Origin of the sequence: Cupriavidus sp. DF5525, from assembly GCF_040149425.2 — a bacterium.
In the GTDB taxonomy this organism is placed as follows: domain Bacteria; phylum Pseudomonadota; class Gammaproteobacteria; order Burkholderiales; family Burkholderiaceae; genus Cupriavidus; species Cupriavidus pickettii_A.
Genome location: NZ_CP168265.1, coordinates 1368027 through 1382292 on the forward strand (window position 1 = coordinate 1368027; position 14266 = coordinate 1382292).

General features: G+C 68.0%; 13 protein-coding genes. 6 read left to right on the forward strand and 7 right to left on the reverse strand.

The features are described from left to right. Positions 1 to 87: 87 nt before the first annotated feature. Positions 88 to 1641, reverse strand: a complete 1554-nt coding sequence (locus ABNX08_RS06530; protein ID WP_349609298.1) for a long-chain fatty acid--CoA ligase — start codon at positions 1639 to 1641, stop codon at positions 88 to 90. A 304-nt stretch (positions 1642 to 1945) separates the two neighbouring features. Here ABNX08_RS06530 and ABNX08_RS06535 point away from each other — a divergent pair, with 304 nt between their 5' ends. Further along, a complete protein-coding gene (locus ABNX08_RS06535; protein WP_022534369.1) occupies positions 1946 to 2896 on the forward strand; it encodes a porin in 951 nt (316 codons plus the stop codon). Positions 2897 to 2988: 92 nt separating this feature from the next. Here ABNX08_RS06535 and ABNX08_RS06540 read toward each other — a convergent pair whose 3' ends face one another. From ABNX08_RS06540 to wrbA, 3 genes are read right to left on the reverse strand one after another with little or no spacing between them, the layout of a single operon-like run. Next, entirely contained in the window at positions 2989 to 4407 is a 1419-nt protein-coding gene (locus tag ABNX08_RS06540) for an FAD-binding oxidoreductase (protein ID WP_022534370.1), read from the reverse strand. Between the two features lie 17 nt (positions 4408 to 4424). Then, complete coding sequence (locus tag ABNX08_RS06545; protein ID WP_022534371.1) at positions 4425 to 4847, reverse strand: DUF2069 domain-containing protein; 423 nt, start codon at positions 4845 to 4847, stop codon at positions 4425 to 4427. After that, positions 4844 to 5446 carry an NAD(P)H:quinone oxidoreductase gene (gene wrbA / locus ABNX08_RS06550; RefSeq protein WP_022534372.1) on the reverse strand — a complete coding sequence of 201 codons (603 nt, stop codon included), beginning with the start codon at positions 5444 to 5446 and terminating at the stop codon, positions 4844 to 4846. Before wrbA ends, ABNX08_RS06545 begins: the two co-directional genes overlap by 4 nt. Positions 5447 to 5635: 189 nt before the next feature. Here wrbA and ABNX08_RS06555 point away from each other — a divergent pair, with 189 nt between their 5' ends. Then, positions 5636 to 6985 (forward strand): YihY family inner membrane protein, encoded by a 1350-nt coding sequence (locus ABNX08_RS06555; protein ID WP_022534373.1) that lies wholly within the window; start codon positions 5636 to 5638, stop codon positions 6983 to 6985. A gap of 23 nt (positions 6986 to 7008) precedes the next feature. On the opposite strand, the gene ABNX08_RS06560 is transcribed toward ABNX08_RS06555, so the two are convergent. The 3 genes from ABNX08_RS06560 to ABNX08_RS06570 form a co-directional block, all read right to left on the reverse strand. Beyond that, positions 7009 to 7326 (reverse strand): Mpo1-like protein, encoded by a 318-nt coding sequence (locus ABNX08_RS06560; RefSeq protein WP_022534374.1) that lies wholly within the window; start codon positions 7324 to 7326, stop codon positions 7009 to 7011. Positions 7327 to 7423: 97 nt separating this feature from the next. Further along, positions 7424 to 8248 (reverse strand): alpha/beta fold hydrolase, encoded by an 825-nt coding sequence (locus ABNX08_RS06565; protein ID WP_022534375.1) that lies wholly within the window; start codon positions 8246 to 8248, stop codon positions 7424 to 7426. Then, positions 8248 to 9558 (reverse strand): O-acetylhomoserine aminocarboxypropyltransferase, encoded by a 1311-nt coding sequence (locus ABNX08_RS06570; protein WP_349609293.1) that lies wholly within the window; start codon positions 9556 to 9558, stop codon positions 8248 to 8250. Before ABNX08_RS06570 ends, ABNX08_RS06565 begins: the two co-directional genes overlap by 1 nt. 250 nt (positions 9559 to 9808) lie before the next feature. Between ABNX08_RS06570 and ABNX08_RS06575 the strand changes: the two genes are divergently transcribed. The 4 genes from ABNX08_RS06575 (at position 9809) to aroC (ending at position 14265) form a co-directional block, all read left to right on the forward strand. Beyond that, complete coding sequence (locus tag ABNX08_RS06575; protein ID WP_022534377.1) at positions 9809 to 10255, forward strand: CBS domain-containing protein; 447 nt, start codon at positions 9809 to 9811, stop codon at positions 10253 to 10255. 176 nt (positions 10256 to 10431) lie between these two features. Further along, the gene (locus tag ABNX08_RS06580; protein ID WP_022534378.1) at positions 10432 to 12330 is read left to right on the forward strand and encodes an MFS transporter; all 1899 of its coding nucleotides are present in this window, start codon (positions 10432 to 10434) and stop codon (positions 12328 to 12330) included. 28 nt (positions 12331 to 12358) lie between these two features. Continuing rightward, positions 12359 to 13081 carry a glutathione S-transferase C-terminal domain-containing protein gene (locus ABNX08_RS06585; protein ID WP_022534379.1) on the forward strand — a complete coding sequence of 241 codons (723 nt, stop codon included), beginning with the start codon at positions 12359 to 12361 and terminating at the stop codon, positions 13079 to 13081. A gap of 74 nt (positions 13082 to 13155) precedes the next feature. Then, positions 13156 to 14265: a chorismate synthase gene (gene aroC / locus ABNX08_RS06590; RefSeq protein ID WP_022534380.1), complete on the forward strand. Its 1110-nt coding sequence runs from the start codon at positions 13156 to 13158 to the stop codon at positions 14263 to 14265. Position 14266 lies beyond the last annotated feature (1 nt).

Below are 14266 nucleotides of genomic sequence, written 5' to 3' on the forward strand. Positions count from 1 at the left end.
TGGCCAGCAGCGTAGAGAGGCGGTACCGGCGTGTCAAGGCGCACGCCGGCACCGCTGTGCCCCTTGACGCCGGGCCGTGGCCGGCGCTCAGTTCACCGCGCGCGACCTGCCTTGCCAGTGCGGTGCGCGCAAGTCGCGCTTGAGGATCTTGCCGGCGCCCGACAGCGGCAGCGCCTGCCGGAACTCGACCGTCTTCGGGCATTTGTACGCGGCAATATGAGGGCGGCAGTGCTCGCGGATCTCGTCCTCGCTGGCCTGCATGCCGGGCTTGAGCACCACCACGGCATGCACGGCCTCGCCCCATTTATCGTGCGGCACGCCGATCACCGCGCTCATGGCCACGGCAGGGTGGCGTCCGACCACGTTCTCCACTTCGGCCGAATAGACGTTCTCGCCGCCGCTGACGATCATGTCCTTGATCCGGTCGACGATGAAGATATAGCCCTGCTCGTTCATGTAGGCGCCGTCGCCGGTGTGGAGCCAGCCGTCCTGCAGGGTCCTGGCGGTGTCTTCGGGGCGGTTCCAGTAGCCCGGCGTGACGCCGGCGCTGCGCACCAGGATCTCGCCCACGGTGCCGCGCGGCACCTCGTTGCCGTCGGGGTCGACGATCTTCACCTCGATGCCGATCCCGGCGCAGCCGGCCGACAGGTGCAGCCCTTGCGCCCGTGCCGCCGCGCCGTGGTTCTTGGGCGGGTTGGTGGTGACGATCATCGATTCCGTCATGCCGTAGGAGTGGGCAAACTCCACGCCGGGCAGCTTTTCCATGGCCTGCTCGAGCACGGCCGCGCTGATCGCCGAGGCGCCGTAGCCCAGCCGCCGCACGCTGCCGAGGTCGCGCGCCGCGAACTCAGGGTGGCTGATCAGCATCTGGATCATGGTCGGCACCAGTGCCAGTTCGGTGATGCGCTCGCGCTCGATGGTCTCGAGCAGTTCGCGCGGCTCGAAGGCCGGCACGATCACGTGGACCTCGCCCGCGAGGAACTGGTTCAGCACGCGCGACATCGACGCGATATGGAAGAACGGGTTGATATGCAGGATCCGGCCGCCGCGCACCGGCGGGGTATCGGCCATGCGCTGCAGGCAGCCGCACCACAGCGTGCCGTGGGTCTGCATCACGCCCTTCGGGAAGCCAGTGGTGCCGCCGGTGTACATGATGATGGCAAGGTCGTCGCCACCGCGTTGCGCATCGGCGACTGGCGCGGATTCCGCGACCAGGCGCTCGAACGACAGCATGCCCGCGGGTGCCTCGCCGTCGCCAGCGTGGATCAGCACGGGCGCGCGTTTTGCCGCGGCGCGGATGCCTTCGGCCATCGGCAGGAACTGGTCGTCGACGACCAGGATGCCGGTGTCACAGTCATCCATCGAATAGACCACTTCCGGGACGCTCCAGCGCACATTGACCGGGTTGAGCACGCCGCCGCCCCACCACGCCGCCATCGCATATTCGAGGTAGCGGTCCGAGTTCAGTGCGAGGATGCCGACGCGGTCGCCCGGCTGCATGCCGAGTTGCTGCAGCGCGCCTGCCAGGCGCGCCACGCGGTCGCAGAACTCGCGGTAGGTGCGGTGCCGGCCGCGGAAGATGGTGACGACTTGGTCGGGCTGTTGCTGCAGGGAGCGGTGCAGGGCTCTGGTCAGGTACAACGTTGTCTCCGGTTCTTGTCGGTTGTGCAGGCAGGCGGATGGAGCGCCTGCCTGCAGGTATGGTCCCGCGTATTGCGTCTTTTGTATTCGGGAATGCCGAAGCCTGGGTTCGGCAGGGGCAGCACCGGTCAAGGGGCAGCGGTCCGGCACCGATGCTCGCACCTGCGCGGCCTGCCTGTCCAATTCAACTTTTTCCGTGTCATTCCTGGAATTCATGGCCGGTGACCGGTCCAGCCCCAATGCCTGCAGCGACCGCTACAATCCGCGATGGGACATTTCTGAACAAAAGGATCGATGCGCGTCGGTGACGCTGTACGGCCGCATCGACACCGATGTCGAGTACCAGAAGGGCCCGGGCGGCGCGGCCACGCAGCTGACCGACAACGCTTCGCGCTGGGGCCTGCGCGGCAGCGAAGACCTGGGCGGCGGCCTGCGCGCCGCGTTCGGGCTGGAGCAGGGCTTCTCCGTCGACAGCGGTGCGCCCACCAATCCGCAGTTCCGCAACGCCTTCGTCGGACTGGCCGGCGGCTTCGGCGCGATCGCGCTGGGGCGGCTGGACTCGGCCACGATCGTGGGTTCGCCGATCTATTCTCAGGTTACGCAGAACGTGGACTTCGTCATCCACGATGCCGGGGCGACCGCGATCGGCACCAAGGTGCTGAATTCGTGCAATCGGGTCTCGAACGCGGTCGGCTATACGACGCCGGAGTTCGGCGGCTTTTCGGCGCGGGCGCGCGTGAACCTCGCGGGGCCGGACCCGGCTACGCCCAACGTGAATTCACCGGTCAAGGCGGAAGACGATTTCCGCCGGTACGACGTCGGGCTGAACTACGCCGCGGGCAATTTCGCAGCGGGCCTGGGCTATTCGCGCGATGCCAAGACCGGCGGGCTGGTGGCCAACGACTTTCGCGACAAGGTGCAGGCAGCGGCCTCCTACAACTTCACCGTAGTCAATGTCTACGGCATCTACGGCCGCGACCGCTACGTCGCCACGGCTGCGAGCAGGACCGACGTGCCGTACTGGCTGGTCGGCTTCACCGTGCCGTACGGCCCGCACAGCCTGACCGTCAACTACATGGAACGCGCGGTGCAGCGCGACCCGCAGGGCCGGCTCAAGAAGGTGCAGGCCGGCTATGCCTACAGCCTGAGCAAGCGCACCATGCCCTACGTGTTCTTCGACCGCGAGGACCCGAACTCGAACAAGCCCGGTGACACCGTGACCACGGTCGGCATCGGCATCCAGCACAAGTTCTGATGATGGCGCTTCCCTATACGCTGACCGAACCGGCCGGCGCGGCGCCGGCGTATATCCGCGGCGAGCTGGCGCAGCAGCGATGAAGGCTGCGCTCAGACCACCTTGCCTGGGTTCATCAGCCCCAGCGGATCCAGCGCCCCCTTGATCGCGCGCATCATGCGCAGCTCGACCTCGCTCTTGTAGTGGCGGATCTCCTCGCGCTTGAGCTGGCCCAGGCCATGCTCGGCCGAGATCGAGCCGTTGTGCGAGCGCACGCTGTCGTGGACGATGCGGTTAACCTGCTCCTGGTTGGCCAGGAAGGCGTCATGGTCGACGCCTTCCGGCGGCGACACGTTGTAGTGCAGGTTGCCGTCGCCGAGATGGCCGAAGGTGACCATGCGCGCGCCGGGGAAGGCGTTCTGCAGCAGCGCGTCGGTGGTCTCGATAAAGTCCGCCACGCGCGACACCGGCACGGCGATATCGTGCTTGATGTTCTTGCCGTCTTCCACCTGCGCCAGCGGGATATGCTCGCGCAGGTTCCAGAAATCGCGCGACTGCTGCACGGATTCAGCGACCACGGCGTCGGCGACCACGCCGGCCTCGAAGGCGGCCGTCATCAGCGTCTCGAAGGTGCCGCGCGCGTGAGCTTCGCTTTCGCTGTCGGACAGCTCCAGCAGCACCAGCTGTGGGTGGATGTCGGCGAACGGGTAGCGCAGTTGCGGGAAGTGCCGCGTCACTAGCGTCATGCTGAGCGCCGACATCAGCTCGAAGCCGGTCAGCATCGCGCCCGCGTGCGACTGCGCGATCGCCAGCAGCGCCAGCGCGGCGCGCGGGCTCTGCACTGCGGCCAGCGCGGTGACCGAGGCGCGCGGCAGCGGGAACAGCTTCATCACCGCCGCGGTAATGATGCCCAGCGTGCCTTCAGCGCCGATGAATAGATCGCGCAGGTCGTAGCCGGTGTTGTCCTTGCGCAGCCCGCGCAGGCCGTGCCAGATCTCGCCCGACGGTGTCACCACTTCCAGCCCCAGGCACAGCTCGCGCGTATTGCCGTAACGCAGCACCGCCGTGCCGCCGGCGTTGGTCGACAGGTTGCCGCCGATGGTGCAGCTGCCTTCGGCCGCCAGGCTCAGCGGGAACAGCCGGCCATGCTCGCGCGCCACGTCCTGCAGGTGCTGCAGCACCACGCCGGCCTCGACGGTGATGGTGTTGTTGAGCGGGTCGACCTGGCGGATGCGGTTCAGCCGCTGCAGCGAGATCACCACCGACTCCTGCCCGGCCGCCGGTGTGGCACCGCCGCACAGGCCGGTATTGCCGCCTTGCGGCACCACCGCGATCTTGTGCGCATGGCAGGCATGGACGGCTTCCGCAACTTCCTCGGTGGTGCCGGGGCGCAGCACCGCCAGCGCCTCGCCGGTATAGCGCTTGCGCCAGTCGGTCAGGTACGGCGCCTTGTCGGCGGCGTCGGTCAGCACGTGCTGGGAACCCAGCGCGGCGCGGCACAGGGCGAGGAAGGAGTCTTGGGTCGCGGTCATGGCTTCGGGTTCGGGTATCAGGGCTTGCGCGCGGCGGCCTTGGTGGCCGCGCGGGCGCGGCGCTTGTACGGCCGCAGGTACAGGATGGTGCTGACGAAGAACACCAGCGTCAGCGCTACCTCCACCCATGCCAGCGTGGAGGAGGGCGCGCGGTCGCTGGTGGCGCGCACGATGCCTTCGGTGAAGAACAGCAGGATCAGCATCGACGACCACTGCATGGTGTAGCGGTTGCGCGAGAGCACGCCGCGCAGCGGCAGCAGCAGCGGCAGGAACTTGATGATCAGCCACGAGCCGCCGGGGCGCAGCGGCGCGAGGAACCATTCCCAGGCGATGCACAGCAGCATCAGCGCAATCAGGCTGCCCACGCTGAGACGGTACAGCCCGGGGCTGTGCAGGGCCTGGTCGCTGTCGGTGGCCGGGCTGTCGGTGGCCGCACTCATGCGCCGGCTCCGTCCAGGCGCAGCGCGACGCGCGCCAGGCGCCGGCCCATGGCGAGCGCCAGCGCCGATTCGTCTTCCGTCACCGGGCCGCGGTTGTCGGCATGGGCATGGTGGCTGGGGCCGTAGGGCGTGCCGCCCGAGGCGGTGGTCATCAGGCCCTTCTCGGAATAGGGCAGGCCCATGATCAGCATGCCGTGGTGCAGCAGCGGCAGCATCATCGACAGCAGCGTGGTCTCCTGGCCGCCGTGCAGGCTGCCGGTGGCCGTGAACACGCAGGCGGGCTTGCCCGTCAGCGCGCCCGATAGCCACTGCGCCACGGTGCCGTCGAGGAAGTACTTCATCGGCGCGGCCATGTTGCCAAAGCGGGTGGGGCTGCCCAGCGCCAGGCCGGCGCATTCCTCCAGGTCGCGCAGCTCGGCATAGGGGGGGCCGTCTGCCGGGATGTCGGGCGCGGTGGCCTCGCACACGGTGGAGACGGGCGGCACCGTGCGCAGCCGGGCCTGGGCGCCGGGGACGCTGTCGATGCCGGTGGCGATCAGTTCGGCAAGTTTGCGGGTGCTGCCGTGGCGGCTGTAGTACAGGACGAGGATGTCGGTCATGGAGCGGGATGGCCGGCGGTGGAGGCGTGGCGCCGGAAAGGCATCGGGATGGCGGTCGGATATGTGTCCGAGGTGCCGGAAACAATGCGCGTATTATAGATGCGCCCCCGCGTACGCTTGCCTGCCCGCCCGTCCAGCCGGGGTATATTCCCATTTGACCGATACATCTGACAAGGAGATTGCTGCCGCATGATTGGACCCCGCGTTGCCCGCCTGCGCAGGGAATGGAACCTGCAGAAGGTGCGCGCCCTGGCGCGCTATGCACTGCGCCGCGCCGGTGAAGACCGGCTGCCACAGGTGTCGGCGAGCCTGACGTTTACCACCGTGTTGGCCGTGGTGCCGGTGCTGACGGTGGCCTTTGCGCTGCTGGCCGCGTTCCCCGTTTTCCGCGATTTCCGCAACGCCATCGAGGCGTTCCTGTTCCAGAACCTGATCCCCGGCAACGTCAGCGAATCGATCCAGCGCTACATCGGCATGTTCGCCAAGAGCGCGCGCGGGCTGACCGCGATGGGCCTGGCCGGCCTGATGGTCACGTCGGTGCTGACCATGCTGACGGTGGAAGATGCGCTCAACGCGATCTGGCGTGTCAAGCAGCGCCGCCCGCTGGCGCAGCGGGTGCTGGTGTTCTGGGCGGTGCTGACCTTCGGACCGGTGCTGATCGGCGCGAGCCTGTCGATCAGCTCTTACCTGATCTCGATCTCGGCCGGCTATGTCGGCACCATGCCGCTCGGCGTCGGGCTGCTGGTCAGTGCTACGCCGGTGGTGCTGTCGGCGCTGGCCTTCGCCTTCCTGTACACGGCGGTGCCCAATGCCTACGTGGAGTGGCGCGACGCCATCGTGGCCGGCGTGGTGGCAGCGATCGCGTTCGAGTTCGCCAAGCGCGGCTTCGGCTACTTCATCACGCATATCCCGGCCTACACCGCGGTCTATGGCACCTTTGCGGCCCTGCCGATCTTCCTGCTGTGGATCTACCTGAGCTGGCTGGTGACGCTGCTGGGGGCCACCATCGCGGCCAACCTGCCGGTGATCCGGCAGGGCTACTGGCGGCGCCGCACCTTTGCCGGCAGCGAGTTCTTCGACGCGCTGGGCGTGCTGCTGCTGCTCTACCGCGCCCGCGACGAGGTGCCGCGCAGCATCGGCGAATTGGACCTGAGCCGCAAGCTGCGGGTCGAAGCCGACTACCTGGCGGGGCTGCTGGGCAAGCTCAAGGCCATGCACCTGGTCGGGCGGCTGCAGCAGGAGCGCGGGCAGGCCCACTGGGCACTGCTATGCGATCCCGCGCAGGTGACGCTGCGCATGCTGCACGACCGGCTGGTGATGAACCTGCCGCGGCTCCCGCGCACGGCGCTGGCGCAGCACCTGCGCGGGGCCGAGGGGCTCAAGTCGATCCTGGACAATCCGCAGCTCGACCAGTCGCTGGAGGCTGTGTTTGGCCAGCCACCGGCCGACGGGCCCGGGCGTGGAACGGAAGAGACCGGCGCCGCGCCGCAGCGGCGTACGCTGGAGGTGGTGCCGCCTGGGTGGCACGGGCAGGTCTGACGCCCGGCCGCCGGCGCGGCCCTTCAGAACGCGATCTTGCCGCGCCAGATATCGGCATACATCACCCAGTCGCCCATCAGGCTGTAGAGCGGATGGCGGAAGGTGGCCGGCCGGTTCTTCTCGAAGCCGAAGTGGCCGACCCAGGCAAAGGCGTAGCCCGCCACCGCCGCCCCCAGCAGCCACCAGGCATTGCCGGTGACCACCAGCGCCACCAGGCACAGCAGCGCCACCGTCGAGCCGACGAAATGCAGCCGCCGGCAGGTGCGGTTCTGGTGCTCGCCCAGGTAGTAGGGATAGAAGGCCGCGAAGTTCTCGAACTCGCGCGCGCGGGCGTGGGCCATGGCTGTCTCCGGCGGGTCTTGTTTTGTGCAGTGTAGACCTTCTGCCGGTGTGCGGGAGGATGGCTGCCGGCGGGGCCGGCCAGCCATCCGGGCTGCATCAGCCCGCGGCGACCACCTTGCGCGCGAAGGCCGCCAGCGCGTCCAGCACCTCGTCGGGCCGCTCGCCCATCATCGCGTGGCCGCACGGCACCGACACCAGGCCGGCCTTCGCCATCTTGCCAGCCAGCGCCTGCGCCGCCTTGGGCGAGGTCATCATGTCCTTGCTGCCGGTGATGAACAGCGCCGGGCAGGCCACCGCGGCCGCTGCCTCTTCGCCATGGGCGTAGGCATTACACGCCGAGAAATCGTTGTGGAACACATGCGCCTGCGGGTTGTTGCGCGCCACGCGCTCCATCAGCCGCTGGCTGCCGCCTTGCATCCACGCGCCCGGGCCGGGCGAGGAGGGCTTGTTGGCCAGGCTCGAATGCGACCAGGTGTTGACCATTGCAATGGCTTCGTCCTCGCGGTTGAGCGAGGCGTCGAGCAGTGCATCCGAAACCTTCATCGGGTAGGCGGTGGCCAGCAGGCCAATGCCGCGCACCGCCAGCGGATGGCGCGCCGCGCATTCCAGCGCGATCAGCGAGCCCATGCTGTGGCCGAACACGAAGGCCGGCGCCTTGACGCCGGCGGCGGCGACCAGCGCCATGACCCAGTCGGCCATGGCCTCGACCGTGGCCAGCGGCGCGCCCTTGCTGCGGTTATGCCCGGGCAGGTCCACCGCCAGCACCGAGAAGCCGTGGTTGGCGAACCAGCGCGTCTGCAGCGCCCACACGCTGTGGTCGTTCTGCGCGCCGTGCACGAACACGGCGCAGGGCAGGGCGGGATCGAACGGTTTGCCGCCGGTATAGGCGTAGGCCGGCTGGCCTGCAACGTTGAGTTCCATCAGGCTTGCCCCCCCTTGCCGCTCATTGCTTTCTCCGCCGCCTTCAGGCCGCGCTTGAGATCGTCGACCAGGTCGTCCGGGTCTTCCAGGCCGATCGACAGCCGGATCGTGCCCTCGGTGATGCCGGCGGACTGCAGTGCCGCCGCATCCATGCGGAAGTGCGTGGTCGAAGCCGGGTGGATCACCAGGGAGCGCGCGTCGCCCACGTTGGCCAGGTGCGAGAACAGCGACATGTTCTCGATAAAGCGCTGGCCGGCGACGCGGTTGCCCTTGAGGTTGAAGCTGAACACCGCGCCGCAGCCGCGCGGCAGCAGACGCTTGGCCAGTTCGTAGTCGGGGTGCGATTCCAGCTCGGGATAGGACACCGACTCCACCATCGGATGCGATGCCAGGAACTGCACCACCTTGCGGGTGTTGTCGACATGGCGGCTCATGCGCAGCGGCAGGGTCTCCACGCCCTGCAGCAGCTGCCACGCGGCCATCGGGTTCATGCAGGCGCCGAAGTCGCGCAGGCCCTCGCGGCGCGCGCGCAGCAGGAAGGGCGCCACCGTGCTTTCCTCGGTGAACACCATGTTGTGGAAGCCCTCATACGGCTCGGACAGCTCCGGAAAGCGGCCCGAGGCCTCGAAGTCGAAGGTGCCGCCTTCCACCAGCACGCCGCCGATGGTGGTGCCGTGGCCGCCCAGGAACTTGGTGGCCGAGTGGTAGAGCAGGCCCGCGCCGAGATCGAACGGGCGCAGCAGGTAGGGCGTGGTGAAGGTGGAATCGACCAGCAGCGGGATGCCGTTGTCCTGGCCGAGCTGCGCCAGCGTGGGGATATCCAGCACGTCCAGCCCCGGGTTGCCCAGCGTCTCGCCGAACAGCAGCCGGGTATTGGGGCGGATCGCGGCGCGCCAGGCGTCGATGTCGCGCGCCTTGACGAAGGTGGTCTCGATGCCGAAGCGGCGCAGCGTGTAGTGCAGCAGGTTGTGCGAGCCGCCGTACAGCGCCGACGACGCCACTACGTGCGAGCCGGCACCCATCAGCGTGGCCACCGCCAGGTGCAGCGCGGCCTGGCCGGAAGCGGTGGCGATCGCGCCGGCGCCGTTCTCCAGCGCGGCGATGCGCTCTTCGAGCACGGCCACGGTCGGGTTGGAGATGCGCGAGTAGACGTGGCCCGCGCGCTCCATATTGAACAGCGACGCCGCATGCTCGCTGTCGCGGAACACGAAGGAGGTGGTCAGGTGGATCGGGGTGGCGCGGGCCCCGGTGGCGGGGTCGGGCGCGGCGCCGGCGTGCAGGGCCAGCGTGTCGAATCGGGTTCCGGACATGATCGGTCGGCCTTGAGTTGTCTCCGGCCAGCATCGTAGCATCGTGCGCCCGCCCACGGTGGCGCGCCGCCCGCAAACCGGCCTCCTGCTTTACTTTGCCGGCTGGTTTGGGCTAGGATCGGCCAGACGGGGGACTCGCGGGCATCTCTGCCCGCACACCCATGGACAGATAACGAAGTGACCGGCATCGCCCCTCGTCGTCGGAGCGATGCCCTAAGCGAATAATTCAGTACCGGCAGCGGAGACCAACATGAAAGTCAGCGACATCCTCCAGATCAAGGGCAATACGCTCTTCACCGTGACGCCTGACACCTCCTTGCTGGTCGCCGTCCACACCATGGCCGAGCACGATATCGGCTCGCTGGTGGTGATGGAATATGGCGACCTGGTCGGCATGCTGACCTTCCGCGAGATCATCGAGACGCTGGCCAAGAACAATGGCAGCGTCGGCACCAGCAGCATCCGCAAGGTGATGGACGATGCGCCGGTGACCTGCACCATGGAGACGGACGTCAACGAGGTGCGCCGCATGATGCTGGCGCGTCACACCCGCTATATGCCGGTGCTCGACAACCGCACGCTGATGGGCGTGATCTCCTTTTACGACGTCGCCAAGGCCGTGGTCGAGGACCAGAGCTTCGAGAACAAGATGCTTAAGGCGTATATCCGCGACTGGCCGGAAGAGCGCGCCGAGTAATGCCACGGCGCCGTCCGGTGCGCCGGACGGTCCAGGCTGAAGCTTCCTTCGAAATTTCTTTCGACTGACGCCGCGCGGCCGCGCGGCGGTGGCATGATGGCGGCCGGACCCCGGCCCCGGCACACTGCCGGAATTTCCATTTCCGCCCCGGCCTCCGGACCGGACGGCCCCCATCCATGAGCCAACACAGCCAGTTCCGATTGCTCGGCGCGCGCCGCTTCGCCCCGTTCTTCTGGACCCAGTTCCTCGGGGCGATGAACGACAACGTCTTCAAGGTCGCCTTTACCTCGCTGGTGACCTACCACACGGCGCTGTTCGAGGGCGTGGACGCACGCAGCGCCGCGTTCCTGATCTCGGCCATCTTTATCGCGCCGTTCGTGCTGTTTTCCGCCACCAGCGGGCAGATCGCCGACAAGCTGGAAAAATCGCGCCTGATCCGGCTGGTCAAGTCGCTGGAAATCGCCATCATGGTGCTGGGCCTGGCCGGCTTTGCCTGGCACAGCGCGCCGCTGCTGTATGCGGGCACCTTCCTGATGGGGCTGCATTCCACGCTGTTCGGGCCGGTCAAGTTCGCCTACCTGCCGCAGCACCTGGACGAGCGCGAACTGGTCGGCGGCAACGGGCTGGTGGAGATGGGCACCTTTGTCGCGATCCTGCTGGGCACGCTGGTTGGCGGCGAGCTGGCCGGGCTGCAGCAGGGCGGCGCGATCGTGGGGCCGATGTACGTCGGCGCGGTATGCGTGGCGATCGCGGTGGCGGGGCGGGCGGTGTCGGGCCGGATCCCGGTCTCGCCGGCGCCGCAACCCGACCTGCGCATCAACTGGAACCCGTTCTCGGAGACCTGGCGCAACCTGATGCTGGCGCGCGGCAACCGCACCGTGTTCCTGAGCCTGCTGGGCATCTCGTGGCTGTGGTTCCTCGGCGCCACCTTCCTGACCTCGTTCTTCAGCTACGCCAAGGATGTGCTGGGCGGCGACCAGAACGTGGTGACGCTGCTGCTGGCGGTGTTCTCGCTGGGCATCGGCACCGGCTCGCTGCTGTGCGAGCGGCTGTCGGGGCGCCATGTCGAGGTCGGGCTGGTGCCGTTCGGCTCGATCGGCATGACGGTGTTCGCGGTGGACCTGTACTTTGCCAGCCAGGGGCAGGCGCCCGCCGCGCTCAGCGGCATCGGCGGCTTCCTGGCCGAGCCGAGCCACTGGCGCGTGCTGGCCGACCTGTTCCTGCTGGCCATGTTCGGCGGCTTCTACAGCGTGCCGCTGTATGCGCTGATCCAGAGTCGCAGCGCGCCCACGCACCGCGCGCGCATCATCGCGGCCAACAATATCCTGAACAGCTTCTTCATGATCGCGGCGTCGCTGCTGGGCGTGGCGATGGCGCTGGCCGGCTACAGCATTCCGCACCTGTTCCTGGTGGTGGGGCTGCTCAATGCGGTGGTGGCGGTCTATATCTACTCGCTGGTGCCGGAGTTCCTGCTGCGCTTTATCGCCTGGATCCTGGTCCATACCGTCTATCGCCTGCGCCGCATCAATGCCGAACGGATCCCCGCGGACGGGCCGGCCGTGCTGGTCTGCAACCATGTCAGCTTTGCCGACGCGGTGGTGCTGATGGCGTGCAGCCCACGGCCGGTGCGCTTCGTGATGGATTACCGCATTTTCAAGGTGCCTTTGCTGTCGTGGTTCTTCCGGCAGGCCAAGGCGATCCCGATCGCGCCCGCGCATGAAGACCCGGAGATGCTCAAGCGCGCCTATGACAGCGTGGCCGAAGCGCTGCAGGACGGCGACCTGGTCTGCATCTTCCCGGAAGGGAAGATCACCGCCACCGGCGAGATCAACCCGTTCAAGCAAGGCGTGCAGCAGATCATCCGTCGCACCCCGGTGCCGGTGGTGCCGATGGCGCTGCGCGGGCTCTGGGGCAGCTACTTCTCGCGCAAGGGCGCGCCGGCGATGTCGCGGCCGTTCCGGCGCGGCATCCTGAACCGGCTGGAGCTGGTGGTGGGCGAGCCGGTGTCGCCGGAGGCGGCCACGCCCGAAGGGCTGCAGCAGATGGTGCAGACGCTGCGCGGCGAATGGCGCTAGTTGATGGAATGCGGAATCTGAGCCCTCGATGATCACCCTCTATACCTTTGGCCCCGCCTTCGGGCTGCCCGACGCCAGCCCCTTCGTCACCAAGGCCGAGATGCTGCTCAAGCTCGCCGGCCTGCCGTACCAGGCCCGACGCGGCAGCCTGCGCCACGCGCCCAAGGGCAAGCTGCCCTATCTGGACGACATGGGCCGGATCGTGGCGGATTCCACGCTGATCCGCTGGCATATCGAGAAGACCTACCACATCGACTTCGATGCCGGCCTGAGCCCGGCCGAGCGCGGCATCGCCTGGGCCGCCGAGAAATTGATGGAAGACCACCTGTACTGGGCGGTGGCGCGCGTGCGCTGGCTCGACCAGCACAATTTCGACAAGGGCCCGGCGCTGTTCTTCCGCAGCGTGCCGGCGCCGGTGCGCGGGCTGGCCGAGCGGCTGGTGCGCTACAAGGTGCGTAAGACGCTGTGGGGGCAGGGCCTGGGCCGGCACAGCGAGGAAGAACTGGTCGCGCTGGCCAGCAAGGGCGTGACCTCAATCGCCGACATCCTGGGCGACAAGCGCTACCTGATGGGCGACAAGCCGTGCGGGGCAGACGCCACGCTGTTCGCCTTCGCCGCCAGCCTGCTGTGCCCCGTATTCGACACCCCGATCCGCACCGCGGCCGAGGGGCATGCCAACCTGGTGGCCTATATGGACCGGATGCGGGCGGAGTTCTACCCCGACTTCGCGCCGGAAACCGCGGCGGCCTGAGCCCGCCGGGCCGCCCGAGGGTGGGCATTGGCCTTACAATGGAGGCCGTCCCCAATTCCTGTGCGGTTTCCATCATGTCCGGCAACACCCTTGGCCTGCTCTTCACTGTCACCACCTTCGGCGAATCGCATGGGCCCGCCATCGGCGCGGTGGTGGACGGCTGCCCACCGGGCATGGCGCTGACCGAGGCCGATATCCAGGGCGACCTGGACCGCCGCAAGCCCGGCACCTCGCGCCATGTCACGCAACGCCAGGAAGCCGACCAGGTCGAGATTCTGTCGGGCGTGTTCGAGGGCAAGACCACCGGCACCCCGATCTGCCTGCTGATCCGCAATACCGACCAGCGCAGCAAGGACTACGGCAATATCGTCGAGACCTTCCGCCCGGGCCACGCCGACTACACCTACTGGCAGAAGTACGGCATCCGCGACCACCGCGGCGGTGGCCGTTCGTCGGCGCGCCTGACCGCGCCGGTGGTGGCCGCGGCGGCGGTGGCCAAGAAGTGGCTGCGCGAAAAATACGGCACCGAGATCCGGGGCTACATGTCGCAGCTCGGCGAGATCGCGGTACCGTTCAAGGACTGGTCGCACGTGCCGGAGAACCCGTTCTTCGCGCCCAACGCTGACATCATCCCCGAGCTGGAAACCTATATGGACGCGCTGCGCCGCGACGGCGATTCGGTCGGTGCGCGCATCGAGGTGGTGGCCAGCAATGTGCCGGTCGGCCTGGGCGAGCCGCTGTTCGACAGGCTCGACGCCGACATCGCGCACGCGATGATGGGCATCAACGCGGTCAAGGGCGTGGAGATCGGCGCCGGCTTCGACAGCGTGGCCCAGCGCGGCAGCGTGCATGGCGACGAGCTGACCGCGGACGGTTTCCGCACCAACAATTCCGGCGGCGTGCTGGGGGGCATCTCGACTGGCCAGGACGTCACCGTGTCGCTGGCGATCAAGCCGACTTCCTCGATCCGCACCCCGCGCGAGTCGATCGACAAGGCCGGCAATGCCGCCACGGTCGAGACCTTCGGCCGCCACGATCCCTGCGTGGGCATCCGCGCCACGCCGATCGCCGAGGCCATGCTGGCGCTGGTGCTGATGGACCACGCGCTGCGCCACCGCGCCCAGTGCGGCGACGTAAAGGTCGATACGCCGCAGATTCCGGCGCAGGCCGGTCAGTCGCGCTGAC

Coding starts and splice junctions, on each gene's coding strand:
- ABNX08_RS06540 (WP_022534370.1), bottom strand. CDS start 4,407: ATGACCGCGACCCAAGACTCCTTCCTCGCCCTGTGCCGCGCCGCGCTG.
- ABNX08_RS06545 (WP_022534371.1), bottom strand. CDS start 4,847: ATGAGTGCGGCCACCGACAGCCCGGCCACCGACAGCGACCAGGCCCTG.
- wrbA (WP_022534372.1), bottom strand. CDS start 5,446: ATGACCGACATCCTCGTCCTGTACTACAGCCGCCACGGCAGCACCCGC.
- ABNX08_RS06555 (WP_022534373.1), top strand. CDS start 5,636: ATGATTGGACCCCGCGTTGCCCGCCTGCGCAGGGAATGGAACCTGCAG.
- ABNX08_RS06560 (WP_022534374.1), bottom strand. CDS start 7,326: ATGGCCCACGCCCGCGCGCGCGAGTTCGAGAACTTCGCGGCCTTCTAT.
- ABNX08_RS06565 (WP_022534375.1), bottom strand. CDS start 8,248: ATGGAACTCAACGTTGCAGGCCAGCCGGCCTACGCCTATACCGGCGGC.
- ABNX08_RS06570 (WP_349609293.1), bottom strand. CDS start 9,558: ATGTCCGGAACCCGATTCGACACGCTGGCCCTGCACGCCGGCGCCGCG.
- ABNX08_RS06575 (WP_022534377.1), top strand. CDS start 9,809: ATGAAAGTCAGCGACATCCTCCAGATCAAGGGCAATACGCTCTTCACC.
- ABNX08_RS06580 (WP_022534378.1), top strand. CDS start 10,432: ATGAGCCAACACAGCCAGTTCCGATTGCTCGGCGCGCGCCGCTTCGCC.
- ABNX08_RS06585 (WP_022534379.1), top strand. CDS start 12,359: ATGATCACCCTCTATACCTTTGGCCCCGCCTTCGGGCTGCCCGACGCC.
- aroC (WP_022534380.1), top strand. CDS start 13,156: ATGTCCGGCAACACCCTTGGCCTGCTCTTCACTGTCACCACCTTCGGC.